We start from the raw sequence: 12,187 nt of genomic DNA, 5'->3' as shown, positions 1-12,187 counted from the left end.
AATGAGATCCGCCTTCTGCTTTTGCACCTAAATAATGAAAGAATGATGACAATGCACAAAAAAAGTAAGAGAAACGTTTCGCTGTTAATAAAACGATCGCTATCACAAAAATGACATAATCATATTTTTATCGTATGGGATATTATATTTATATCAGACCGGGGATAAGATATTAATTGGTTGGAGCATCTGAAAATACTGAGTTTACACGCGTATCAGAGTGCTAATTACACGACATGTACAGAAGAAAATAATCTGGCACGTTGGTGACAGGATGAAACATCTGAGAACAAAAGCAACAGATCCTCACCCTGTCATACCGTTTTTACCGCTCAGCTACCAGGCGGATGATGTCATCATCTTCATCCTTCGCTGTGACCGCAGCAGGCTCTGCTGCTTTTTCAGGTTCGTTAGCTTCGCAAAGGCGACGGAGCAATGCGTTCTGTCTTTTTTGCTGATCTAACAATGCTTCAAGCAGCTCAATCTGCTCATTAGTACGCGAACTTGCCCGATTAACGAAAAACCACAGTACAAGCCCGACAACCAGAATCACCACCGATACAGCCAAAGACGCCAAACCCAACGCGCCAGAATTCAAAACTTCGTTCATTTCACCACCTCAATGTAGACAGCGTAGTTTACCACTGCCGCACAAGAAGGTAATCAACTGTGGCAAAAATGCGCTTACCAGGGAATAAATTTATTGATGGCACAAATACCGCTGAAAAATTGTACATCCTGATCGCACATGATGTTGAACACTTGCGCCCACATCAGTATGCATACCAGCACGACAACTATCAGCACTACCCAGCGAATTTTTTTCACTCCAGCTCCACTCTTCGAATCTACATCTTATGCCTATAAATTATCATGCGTTACCTAAACCCAGCGTTAACTGTATCGGCATTCAATCTTTTTAGGAATGATTCACTTGTTTCATCCCATGTACAGGCTAATCTAATAATAACGAGAAAAGATAAGAGGTTGTAATGCGTCTGATAATCCGCGCTATTGTGTTGTTAGCTCTGGTTTGGATCGGTTTATTACTGAGCGGCTACGGAATTTTGATTGGAAGTAAGGAGAATGCAGCGGGTCTGGGCTTGCAATGCCAATATCTGACCGCCCGCGGAACCAGCACCGCACAATACGTCCACACAAACAGCGGTATCATTGGCCTGTCGGATTGTCCCTTGTTAAGAAAAAGTACGGTCATTATTGATAACGGTTAATATAGCAACAATACATACGCTACGTTATTTGCATCAACTAACGTTATGACTGTTCATAAAAAACCCCAGATACAAAAATACCTGGGGTTTTTAAGTTGACGCTATTACGCCAGATTAGAACGGATAGTCGTTATAACCCATTTGTTCTGAAATTTTACGCGCAGCCGTATGCAGCATCGCCACATACTCGTGCAAACGTTCCTCTGAGAAACGCAGCGTCGGGAATGAAATACTCAAGCCTGCAATCACCACACCGAAACGGTCAAACACCGGCACACCGATGCAGCGCAGACCTTCTTCCTGTTCTTCGTTGTCTTCACCGTAGCCCTGCTCACGGACTTTATCCAGCAGTACCAGCAATTCATCAGTATTGGTAATAGTACGGTCGGTACTGCGTTTGTACTCAATACCATCCAGAATTTGCTTCACTTCATCGCGGTCACGCCATGCCAGCAGAACTTTACCGATAGCCGTGCTGTACAGTGGATTACGGCGACCTACGCGAGAATACATGCGCAGATTGTACATGGAGTCGATTTTATGAATGTAGACGATGCTGTCTTCATCCAGTGCGCCAAGGTGTACTGTCTCTTTGGTCAGGCGCGAAAGTTCGCGCATCTGAATATCAGCGCTACGGATAAGATCGACGTTTTGTAACGCGCGAGCACCCAGCTCGAATAGTTTCAGGGTCAGTGAGTATTTCTCAGACTCCCCTTCTTGTGCCACATAGCCTAGCGTTTTCATGGTCTGCAAAAAGCGATAAACGGTGCTTTTCGACATCATGACGCGTTGCGACAACTCGGTAATACCAATTTCGCGCTCTTCACCCAGCGCCTGCAGGATGCCAAAAACCTTCAGCACGGAAGATACAGAATCAGGTTGTTTATCCAGATCTGCGATTGCCATTTATCACCCCTTTCGAGTGTTTTATAAAAATCAGAACCGGTTTTTATTATAATTTCACGTATCAGCCCTCGCAATCGCTCTTTGCTTACTTAGTTACAAATCTGCGACCTAACGCCTGAATATCAATGCTAAAATTATTATTCTCATCATAAATTCCGACAATATTAACTTCCTATGGAAAAAACTCAGACCGATGGTCTGCCATTGCCTCAGCGATACGGCGCAATTTTAACCATTGTTATTGGCATCTCTATGGCAGTACTCGACGGCGCAATAGCGAACGTTGCCCTCCCCACTATCGCCACCGATCTTCAGGCCTCACCCGCCAGCTCAATCTGGATTGTGAACGCCTACCAAATTGCGATCGTTGTTTCGCTGTTATCGCTCTCTTTTTTAGGTGATATGTTTGGCTACCGACGCATTTATAAGTGTGGTCTGGTCGTGTTTCTGTTGGCGTCGCTATTTTGTGCCTTGTCAGACTCGCTGCATATGCTGACGTTAGCGCGCGTGGCTCAGGGGTTTGGCGGCGCGGCGCTGATGAGCGTTAATACGGCATTGATCCGACTCATTTATCCTCAGCGCCAGCTTGGCCGCGGAATGGGTATTAACTCCTTTATCGTGGCTGTATCCTCGGCAGCGGGTCCGACTATTGCGGCGGCTATTCTTTCTATTGCCTCGTGGAAATGGCTATTCCTGATTAACGTTCCACTGGGGATCATCGCCCTGCTACTGGCTATGCGTTTTTTGCCACCCAATTCATCACGTGGCAATAAACCGCGCTTCGATCTGCCCAGCGCAGTGATGAACGCCTTAACATTCGGTTTGTTAATCACGGCACTCAGCGGATTTGCACAGGGACAGTCGCTAAAACTGATTGGTGCTGAACTTGTGGGTCTTCTTGTTGTAGGGTTTTTCTTTATCCGCCGCCAACTCGCATTGCCAGTACCGTTATTACCGGTTGATCTGCTACGCATTCCGCTGTTTTCACTCTCTATTTGTACTTCAATCTGTTCATTCAGCGCACAGATGCTGGCGATGGTTTCCCTGCCCTTTTTCATGCAAACGGTTCTCGGGCGCAGCGAGGTTGAAACGGGCCTGCTGCTGACGCCGTGGCCGCTGGCAACCATGGTGATGGCCCCACTGGCGGGATATTTGATTGAACGTGTTCATGCGGGTCTGCTGGGCGCGCTGGGCATGGCAGTAATGGCGTGTGGGCTGTTTTCGCTGGTGTTGCTGCCCGCATCACCTTCTGATTTTAATATCATCTGGCCAATGATTTTGTGCGGTGCGGGTTTTGGCTTGTTCCAGTCACCGAATAATCACACCATCATCACCTCCGCGCCGCGTGATCGTAGCGGAGGCGCGAGCGGTATGCTTGGAACGGCGCGTTTACTGGGCCAGAGTACCGGGGCCGCACTGGTTGCGCTGATGCTAAATCAGTTTGGCGACAGCGGAACACACGTTTCGCTGATAACAGCGGGTATTCTGGCTTCGCTAGCCGCAATCGTGAGTGGCTTACGTATCACACAACCGCGAGTTCAGGCATAAAAAAAGCGCGTCTGTCGACGCGCTTTTTATTTTAAGTCTGCTGCCAATTATTTCAGGTATTCACCGCTGCGCAGCGCTTCAATACGTTTGTCCAACGGCGGGTGAGTCATAAACAGCTCACTCAACGATTTGGATTTACCGTTGATGCAGAACGCCATCATGCTGGTCGCTTCCTGCGGCTCATAGCTGGTTTTCAGGCGCTGTAGCGCGGCGATCATTTTTTCACGACCCACCAGTTTCGCTGAGCCTGCATCCGCATGGAATTCACGATGACGTGAGAACCACATCGTAATAATGCTCGCCAGAATACCAAATACCAGCTCCAGTACCGTCGCTACCGCAAAGTAGATTAATGGGTTACCGTTGCTACCCTCTCCCTCATCGCGGTTGCCGCCCATAAACCCAGCGGCAATCTGCGCCAGAATACGTGAGATAAAGATAACGAAAGTGTTCACCACACCCTGAATTAACGTCATGGTAACCATATCGCCATTAGCAATGTGGCTGATCTCATGCGCGATAACCGCTTCGGCTTCATCCGGACTCATGTTTTGCAACAGGCCAGTACTTACAGCCACCAGCGAGGCATCCCGGCGCGCACCGGTAGCAAACGCGTTAATATCTGGCGCATGGTAGATTGCAACCTGCGGCATAGCGATCCCGGCCTGGCGGGCCTGATTCGCGACTGTATTCATCAGCCAGCGTTCTCTTTCATTGCGAGGCTGTTCGATCACTTCCCCGCCAACGGACTTTAACGCCATCCATTTGGACATCAGCAGCGAAATGAAGGAACCACCAAAACCAAACAGCAGTGCCATGATCAACAAGCCTTGAACGCTGCTTGACTGAATCCCTGTCAGGCTCAATACCAGCCCGAAAACGACCATCACAGCCAGGTTCGTCAGCAGGAAGAGCGCGATTCGCATCATAATTTTCTTTTAACCTCAATTTAACAAAACGCACTATGCGATTACCCATATCGTATGGGTCTTATGACTATTTTCAAGCATCCATAGGTGCTAAGTCACCAGAAAGACACAACTTTACATTTTATCGTATCAGACTGACGTCTTCATGCACTTGTTAAAAAAACAGGCACAATTTCTTGTGCCTGTTCGAGGTTATTGACTGGTTGCGGGCTGTTCCGCTGGCTTTTCTTTTTCAAGATGCGCCAGGTCGAGCGCGATTTTTACCGTTTCATCCAGGTATGGATCCGGTTCCTGGTAATCCTTCGGTAGATCGTCCAGTTTCTTCAGCAGCGGTTTGCCTTCACGCTTGAACCGATCGTTAATACGCGCCAGGCGCATTGCGTCATCTTCGTTATTCTCTTTTTCACGCTGAGCGTAATTCAGAGAAGCGATGTTGCGCTTATCCTTCATCGCATTGAAACGCGCAATGTCCTTCATGATGTACTGGAACTCAGGATCGTTCGCAATACGTGTATTGTGCTCTTTCAGCAATTCAGGTCCGAACGGCGTCAGATTATCTGACTTGGTGTAGGTCGCCGCATCAATGCTGTCCCACGGCAGCGCGTTATCTTCAAACTTCTCGCCGGTTTCAGTTTCTTCATTACCTGTCGGCATGATGATATCTGGCGTAACACCCTTACGCTGCGTGCTGCCACCGTTTACGCGGTAGAATTTCTGGATCGTGTACTGAACAGAACCCAGCGCTGGCCATTCCGGACGCAGCATCTGATCGTAAATACGGTTCAGGGAGCGATACTGCTGAACAGTGCCTTTACCGAAGGTTGGTTCACCAACGATCAGCGCTCGGCCATAATCCTGCATTGCCGCAGCGAAAATCTCTGATGCTGAGGCGCTGAAGCGATCGACCAATACCACCAGCGGGCCTTTGTAGTACACAACGCCGTCGGTATCGCTGTCTTCACGCACTTTACCGTTATTGTCACGAACCTGAACCACCGGGCCGGATGGAATGAACAGACCGGAAAGCGAAACCGCTTCAGTCAGTGCTCCACCGCCGTTGGTACGCAGATCGATGATGATGCTGCTGACGTTCTGTTTTTCCAGTTTCTGCAGCTGGACTTTGACATCATCAGTCAGGCCAACATAGAAACCAGGAATATCCAGTACGCCGACTTTTTCTTTGCCAACGGTTTTCACGGACATTTTAACGGCACGGTCTTCGAGACGGATACGTTCACGCGTTAGCGTCACGGTGCGCGTCTTGGTACCTTTACCGGCAGGCAGAATTTCAAGGCGCACCTTGCTGCCTTTAGGTCCTTTGATCAGTGCTACGACATCATCCAGACGCCAGCCAATCACATCGACCATGCCCTTGCCCGTCTGCCCGACGCCGACAATACGATCGCCAACACTGATCGCTTTGCTCTTGGCTGCCGGACCACCTGCCACCATGGAGTTAATGACGGTGTAGTCATCATCCATCTGCAGAACCGCGCCAATACCTTCCAAAGACAAGCTCATTTCAGTATTGAACTGCTCGGTATTGCGCGGAGAGAGATAGTTAGTATGCGGGTCGATTTCACGGGCGAACGCTGTCATCGCCAGTGAGAACACATCTTCGCTGTTGGTCTGCGCCAGACGGCGAATCGCAAATTTGTAGCGGCGCGTCAGCGTTTCGCGGATTTCCGCATCGGTTTTACCGGTCAGCTTCAGGCTGAGTTCGTCAAATTTAACCTTGCCGTCCCACAGCGCATTAAGCTCTGCTTCGCTCTTCGGCCACGGCGCTTTACTTCGGTCGAGGTTAAAGGTGTCGTTACCGGTGAAATCCATTGGACGTGCCAGTACGCTTAATGCGTACTGATAACGTTCAAATCGGCGTTTTTGCGCCAGATTATAGAGATCGTAAAAGACATCCAGCTTGCCGGTGCGCAGTTCATCGCCGAGGACCGTTTTCTTTTTTGCATACTGTTCGATATCGCTCGCCAGCAGCACGTTGTGGCTGTAGTCGAGCAAATTCAAATAGCGGTCAAAAATTTTTGCCGAAAACGCCTGATCCAGATCGAACTGGCGATAGTGTGATCGCGTAAAACGCGACGTCACACGTTCGCTTACCGTCGCATGCTGGGTTTCTTCCTTTAAAACGGGGATTTGATCGGCACGCGTGATGTCTTCCACAGCAAGTGCCTGGCCTGCTAATGCAAGCAGACCAGCTAACGCAGTAAGCCTAAAAAAAGTGTTCATGCCAGGCCTGGCCTCCGTTTCAGAACACCAGGTGTTCTGCGCGTACAATCAAAGACATACCCGAATTCAGCTGTACACGGACGCCATCTTTGGTGATTTCTAATACGGTGGCATCCATCGCATTATTTCCTGCTTTCACCTTCAGAGACTGCCCTACCGTCAGTACTGAAATATCAGATACCGGGGTATGCTGTTCTTCGCGAGGAGCACGCGGTGCTTTTGCTGCTGGTTTTTCAGCGCGAGGTTTACGCTCAGCACCTTCTTTACGACGCGGTGCAGGACGCGGCTTACGCTCGCGACGCGGGGCGTCTTCTTTTTCACCGGCGGCAGCGGCCGCTTCGCGTTTTTTCGCCTGTTGCTCTGCGCGTTGCGCCTGAACACGGGCTTTAGCTTCTTCCAGCTGTTTGCGAGCATGTTCAACATGTTGTTCATCCAGCTCACCACAAGGGTTGCCGTCGAGATCAACACGCGTTGCACCCAATTTAACGCCATACAGATAGCGCCAGCTTGAAGTATAGAGACGTAAGGCAGAACGGAGCTGCGTCTTGCTGAGGTTCATTTCACCCTCAACACGCTCTACCAGATCCTGAAAAATGCCAATTTTCAGTGGGCGCGCTTCGCCTTCCGCACTAAAACACTGCGGGAAGCGTTCGGCCAGAAACGCGATGACTTCTTTACTGCTATTCAACTTAGGTTGATTTTCCATGAAATTTCCTGATTACAACGGACGTAGCCAACAAGCGCAGGCATGAACAGGCGACATTATAATGACGTCATCAGTAATTGCTACGTTATCCGTTGATTATCCTGCGACGCGCGCAAAGAATTTTTTGTAATCCGTCGTTGCAAGCACGGTTTCAAGCTGTGCCACAAGCGTACGCAGACCTTGTTCATCTTCTTCAGTAAAGCGGCCAAATGCCGTGCTATCAATATCCAGCACGCCGATTATCTGATTGTCGACAGCGATCGGCAGGACGATTTCAGCGTTGCTGGCGGCATCACAGGCGATGTGCCCATCAAAAGCATGTACGTCCTCAATACGCTGAACCTGGTTCTGCGCCACTGCGGTACCGCACACACCGCGCCCTACCGGGATCCGCACGCAGGCAATTTTGCCCTGGAAGGGACCAAGCACCAGCGTATCGTCCTCAAGCAGGTAAAAACCGGCCCAATTCACTTCTGCAAGACGCTCGTACAACAATGCGCTGGTATTCGCCAGCGTTGCCAGAAAACTGGTTTCACCTGCCATCAATGCCTGAAAATCACGGTTCAGATCCGTGTATAGCTCTATTTTGTTCATTATATAATCACTTAGTTGTCTTACTTAAAACTGCAGCCTACTAAAATAAACATTAAATGCGTTAATGCTCAAGATCATTCCCGTCATGAGTTAAGATAACATTACTTCAACAATTTGATTCGCGATACATGGCCTTAACGACACCACGCATCACGCCAACTAAAAAAATAGCCATCAGGTCCATCGGTGAGGCACTACCTCGTGCACATTATCATCGCTGCCCTGAATGTGACCTGATATTTAGCTTGCCTAAAATGCGTTCGCACCAAAGTGCCTTTTGCCCACGCTGCCAGGCAAAAATTCGTGACGGACGCGACTGGTCGTTAACGCGACTGGCGGCAATGGCTTTCACCATGTTGCTGCTGATGCCCTTTGCCTGGGGAGAGCCACTCCTGCACATCTATTTATTAGGTGTGCGCATTGATGCCAATGTGATGCAAGGCATCTGGCAAATGACCCGACAAGGTGATCCCCTCACCGCCTCCTTCGTGCTTTTTTGCGTCGCTGGTGCGCCACTAATTCTCGTGACCTCAATCGCTTATCTGTGGTTTGGTAATATTCTCGGGATGAACCTGCGCCCGGTGCTGCTGATGCTGGAAAGGCTCAAAGAGTGGGTGATGCTCGATATTTACCTGGTGGGTATCGGCGTCGCATCAATCAAGGTTCAGGACTATGCTTTTTTGCAGCCTGGCGTGGGGCTGTTTGCTTTTATTGCGCTGGTGATCCTCAGTATTTTGACGCTGTCACATCTTAACGTTGAGCAGCTTTGGGACCGTTTCTACCCGCAAAGACCGGCTCGTCGGCCCGATGAAAAGCTCCGCGTCTGCCTCGGCTGCCATTTTACAGGTTATCCGGATGCCCGCGGTCGCTGCCCTCGCTGCCATATCCCGTTGCGCTGGCGCAGAAATCAAAGTATCCAAAAGTGTTGGGCGGCACTGCTGGCCTCGATTGTCCTGCTTTTGCCCGCTAACCTGCTGCCCATCTCGATAATTTATGTCAACGGCGGCCGACAGGAAGACACAATCCTGTCAGGCATAATGTCTTTGGCAAACAGTAATGTCGGCGTAGCGGCGATCGTGTTTATCGCCAGTATATTAGTGCCATTCACCAAAGTGATTGTGATGTTTACGTTGCTATTCAGCATCCACTTTAATTGTGAACAAGGGTTGCGCACCCGTATAAAACTACTGCGTATGGTGACCTGGATTGGCCGCTGGTCAATGCTCGATCTCTTTGTTATCGCGTTAACCATGTCGCTGATAAATCGCGATCAGATACTTGCTTTTACTATGGGACCGGCTGCGTTTTATTTCGGCGCAGCGGTAATATTGACTATTCTTGCTGTGGAATGGCTGGACAGCCGCTTACTTTGGGATGCACATGAGTCAGGAAACGCCCGCTTCGCAGACTGAAGCGCAGATTAAAACAAAACGCCGTATCTCCCCGTTCTGGCTGCTGCCGTTCATCGCGCTGATGATTGCAGGATGGCTTATCTGGGGAAGCTATGAAGATCGCGGCAATACCGTGACCATTGACTTTATGTCTGCGGACGGCATTGTGCCAGGCCGTACTCCCGTTCGCTATCAGGGCGTTGAAGTGGGCACGGTACAGGATATCAACCTCAGCAAAGATCTGCGCAAAATTGAAGTCCGCGTCAGCATCAAATCGAGCATGAAAGATGCTCTGCGCAAAGATACCCAGTTCTGGCTGGTCACGCCGAAGGCGTCGCTGGCTGGGGTTTCTGGTCTGGATGCGTTGGTTGGCGGCAACTATATCGGCATGATGCCCGGTACTGGCGAGGCCGAGGATCATTTCGTCGCCCTCGACACCCAGCCCAAGTATCGTCTGGATAATGGCGATTTAATGCTGCATCTGCGCGCCCCTGATCTCGGATCGCTTAATAGCGGTTCACTGGTTTATTTCCGTAAGATTCCGGTGGGCAGGGTCTATGACTACACCATCAACCCGAACCATCAGGGCGTAACCATCGATGTATTGATTGAACGTCGCTTCACCAATCTGGTGAAAAAAGGCAGCCGCTTCTGGAACGTCTCCGGTGTAAATGCGGATGTCAGCCTTAGCGGTGCGAAGGTAAAACTGGAGAGTCTGGCGGCGCTGGTCAACGGTGCCATTGCTTTTGATTCACCCGAAGACTCAAAACCTGCTGCGGCAGACGACACGTTTGGTCTATATCAGGATCTCGCGCACAGCCAGCGTGGAGTAATCGTCAAGCTTGATTTACCCAGCGGAGATGGACTCAAAGCAGGCTCAACATCGCTGATGTATCAAGGATTAGAAGTCGGTCAGCTCACAAAACTGGATTTAAACCCAGGCGGTAAAGTCACCGGCGAAATGACGGTCGATCCCAGCGTCGTAACGCTGCTGCGTGACAACACACGAATTGAGTTACACAGCCCTAAATTATCGTTAAGCGATGTGAATCTTAGTTCGCTGCTAACAGGTAAAACTTTCGAGCTAGTACCTGGCGAAGGCGAGCCGCGTAACCAGTTTGTCGTTATTCCCGCTGAGAAGTCGTTGTTACACGACCCAGGCGTCATGACGTTTACGCTGACCGCGCCGGAGAGTTACGGTATTGATGCTGGCCAGCCGCTAATTCTTCACGGCGTACAGGTCGGTCAGGTGATTGAGCGTACGCTTTCCAGCAAAGGCGTCTCATTTACCGTTGCTGTTGAACCACAGCATCGTGACCTGGTGCAGGGTGACAGTAAGTTCGTGGTGAACAGCCGCGTGGATGTCAAAGTCGGACTTGATGGCGTGGAGTTCCTTGGCGCCAGCGCCAGTGAGTGGCTCAGCGGCGGCATTCGTATTTTGCCCGGTACTAAGGGTGAAATGAAAAAAAGCTACCCGCTTTACGCTAACCTGGAGAAAGCGATTGAAAACAGCCTGAGCGATCTGCCAACCACTACGGTCAGCCTGAGCGCCGAAACGCTACCTGATGTGCAGGCCGGTTCGGTGGTGCTTTACCGCAAATTCGAGGTCGGTGAAGTGATTAGCGTTCGTCCTCGCGCCGATGCGTTTGATATCGATCTGCATATCAAACCGGAATATCGCAACCTGTTGACCAGCAACAGCGTGTTCTGGGCCGAAGGCGGAGCAAAAGTTCAGCTTAACGGCAGCGGATTAACCGTACAGGCATCTCCCCTTTCACGCGCGCTTAAAGGGGCGATTAGCTTCGATAATTTAAGCGGTGCCAGCGCCAGCCAACGTAAAGGTGACAAGCGTATTCTGTATGCTTCGGAAACCGCCGCGCGTGCGGTCGGCGGCCAGATAACGCTGCATGCGTTCGATGCCGGTAAACTCGCTGCAGGCATGCCGATTCGCTACCTGGGCATCGATATCGGACAGATCCAGACGCTTGAGCTGATCACCGCCCGTAACGAAGTTCAGGCAAAAGCGGTTCTGTACCCGGAATACGTGCAGACCTTCGCGCGAAGCGGTACCCGTTTCTCCGTGATCACCCCGCAAATCTCAGCCGCGGGCGTGGAGCATCTGGATACAATCCTGCAGCCGTATATCAACGTTGAACCAGGACGCGGTAATCCGCGCCGTGATTTTGAGCTGCAGGAAGCCACCATTACCGACTCTCGTTACCTCGATGGTCTGAGTATTGTGGTTGAAGCACCAGAAGCAGGTTCGCTGAATATCGGAACCCCGGTTTTGTTCAGAGGTATTGAAGTGGGGACCGTCACCGGGCTGACGCTGGGCTCGCTTTCCGATCGTGTGATGGTTGCCATGCGCATTAGCCAACGCTATCAGCATCTGGTACGCAACAACTCCGTGTTCTGGCTGGCATCCGGCTACAATCTCGACTTCGGCCTGACCGGCGGTGTCGTGAAGACCGGTACCTTCAATCAGTTCATCCGCGGCGGCATCGCCTTCGCGACTCCACCGGGTACACCGTTGGCTCCGAAAGCGCAGGCAGGTAAACACTTCCTGTTGCTGGAAAGTGAACCTAAAGAGTGGCGTGAATGGGGAACCGCCCTGCCACGTTAACCTCTCCACTTGCTCCG

The 12,187-nt window shown here is 50.6% G+C and carries 11 protein-coding genes; 4 read left to right on the top strand and 7 right to left on the bottom strand.

Annotated elements, in window-relative coordinates:
* Positions 1-325: 325 nt before the first annotated feature.
* Positions 326-610, bottom strand: a complete 285-nt coding sequence (locus OGY04_RS04375; RefSeq protein WP_048216188.1) for a YebO family protein — start codon at positions 608-610, stop codon at positions 326-328.
* Positions 611-684: 74 nt separating this feature from the next.
* Positions 685-828, bottom strand: a complete 144-nt coding sequence (gene mgrB / locus OGY04_RS04370; protein ID WP_003034977.1) for a PhoP/PhoQ regulatory lipoprotein MgrB — start codon at positions 826-828, stop codon at positions 685-687.
* 164 nt (positions 829-992) lie between these two features.
* Here mgrB and OGY04_RS04365 point away from each other — a divergent pair, with 164 nt between their 5' ends.
* Positions 993-1,232, top strand: a complete 240-nt coding sequence (locus OGY04_RS04365) for a YobH family protein (protein WP_003034975.1) — start codon at positions 993-995, stop codon at positions 1,230-1,232.
* Between the two features lie 114 nt (positions 1,233-1,346).
* Here OGY04_RS04365 and kdgR read toward each other — a convergent pair whose 3' ends face one another.
* Positions 1,347-2,138 carry a DNA-binding transcriptional regulator KdgR gene (kdgR, locus tag OGY04_RS04360; RefSeq protein WP_003833778.1) on the bottom strand — a complete coding sequence of 264 codons (792 nt, stop codon included), beginning with the start codon at positions 2,136-2,138 and terminating at the stop codon, positions 1,347-1,349.
* Positions 2,139-2,312: 174 nt separating this feature from the next.
* On the opposite strand from kdgR, the gene OGY04_RS04355 reads away from it, so the two are divergent.
* Positions 2,313-3,686: an MFS transporter gene (locus tag OGY04_RS04355; protein ID WP_148361872.1), complete on the top strand. Its 1,374-nt coding sequence runs from the start codon at positions 2,313-2,315 to the stop codon at positions 3,684-3,686.
* 47 nt (positions 3,687-3,733) lie between these two features.
* On the opposite strand, the gene htpX is transcribed toward OGY04_RS04355, so the two are convergent.
* The 4 genes from htpX to msrC all read right to left on the bottom strand — a co-directional run bounded on the left by htpX (position 3,734) and on the right by msrC (position 8,156).
* Entirely contained in the window at positions 3,734-4,615 is an 882-nt protein-coding gene (gene htpX, locus OGY04_RS04350; RefSeq protein ID WP_003034964.1) for a protease HtpX, read from the bottom strand.
* A gap of 192 nt (positions 4,616-4,807) precedes the next feature.
* Complete coding sequence (gene prc, locus OGY04_RS04345; RefSeq protein ID WP_284880963.1) at positions 4,808-6,856, bottom strand: carboxy terminal-processing peptidase; 2,049 nt, start codon at positions 6,854-6,856, stop codon at positions 4,808-4,810.
* Positions 6,857-6,875: 19 nt separating this feature from the next.
* Positions 6,876-7,562, bottom strand: a complete 687-nt coding sequence (gene proQ, locus OGY04_RS04340; protein ID WP_003833781.1) for an RNA chaperone ProQ — start codon at positions 7,560-7,562, stop codon at positions 6,876-6,878.
* Between the two features lie 96 nt (positions 7,563-7,658).
* Positions 7,659-8,156: a free L-methionine (R)-S-oxide reductase MsrC gene (gene msrC / locus OGY04_RS04335; protein WP_003833782.1), complete on the bottom strand. Its 498-nt coding sequence runs from the start codon at positions 8,154-8,156 to the stop codon at positions 7,659-7,661.
* A gap of 128 nt (positions 8,157-8,284) precedes the next feature.
* On the opposite strand from msrC, the gene yebS reads away from it, so the two are divergent.
* On the top strand, positions 8,285-9,568 hold the full coding sequence (gene yebS, locus OGY04_RS04330) for a membrane integrity lipid transport subunit YebS (RefSeq protein WP_048216185.1): 1,284 nt from the start codon (positions 8,285-8,287) through the stop codon (positions 9,566-9,568).
* The gene (locus tag OGY04_RS04325) at positions 9,537-12,170 is read left to right on the top strand and encodes a PqiB family protein (RefSeq protein WP_063940870.1); all 2,634 of its coding nucleotides are present in this window, start codon (positions 9,537-9,539) and stop codon (positions 12,168-12,170) included. Before yebS ends, OGY04_RS04325 begins: the two co-directional genes overlap by 32 nt.
* Positions 12,171-12,187 lie beyond the last annotated feature (17 nt).

Origin of the sequence: Citrobacter sp. Cpo091 (assembly GCF_030332645.1) — a bacterium.
GTDB classification, from domain to species: domain Bacteria; phylum Pseudomonadota; class Gammaproteobacteria; order Enterobacterales; family Enterobacteriaceae; genus Citrobacter; species Citrobacter portucalensis.
This window is presented reverse-complemented; position numbering and strand designations above follow the sequence as displayed.

Excerpts from the sequence above, each read along its gene's own strand:
- kdgR (WP_003833778.1), bottom strand. The coding sequence starts at position 2,138 with ATGGCAATCGCAGATCTGGATAAACAACCTGATTCTGTATCTTCCGTG.
- yebS (WP_048216185.1), top strand. The coding sequence starts at position 8,285 with ATGGCCTTAACGACACCACGCATCACGCCAACTAAAAAAATAGCCATC.
- OGY04_RS04365 (WP_003034975.1), top strand. The coding sequence starts at position 993 with ATGCGTCTGATAATCCGCGCTATTGTGTTGTTAGCTCTGGTTTGGATC.
- OGY04_RS04375 (WP_048216188.1), bottom strand. The coding sequence starts at position 610 with ATGAACGAAGTTTTGAATTCTGGCGCGTTGGGTTTGGCGTCTTTGGCT.
- msrC (WP_003833782.1), bottom strand. The coding sequence starts at position 8,156 with ATGAACAAAATAGAGCTATACACGGATCTGAACCGTGATTTTCAGGCA.
- prc (WP_284880963.1), bottom strand. The coding sequence starts at position 6,856 with ATGAACACTTTTTTTAGGCTTACTGCGTTAGCTGGTCTGCTTGCATTA.
- OGY04_RS04325 (WP_063940870.1), top strand. The coding sequence starts at position 9,537 with ATGAGTCAGGAAACGCCCGCTTCGCAGACTGAAGCGCAGATTAAAACA.
- OGY04_RS04355 (WP_148361872.1), top strand. The coding sequence starts at position 2,313 with ATGGAAAAAACTCAGACCGATGGTCTGCCATTGCCTCAGCGATACGGC.
- htpX (WP_003034964.1), bottom strand. The coding sequence starts at position 4,615 with ATGATGCGAATCGCGCTCTTCCTGCTGACGAACCTGGCTGTGATGGTC.
- proQ (WP_003833781.1), bottom strand. The coding sequence starts at position 7,562 with ATGGAAAATCAACCTAAGTTGAATAGCAGTAAAGAAGTCATCGCGTTT.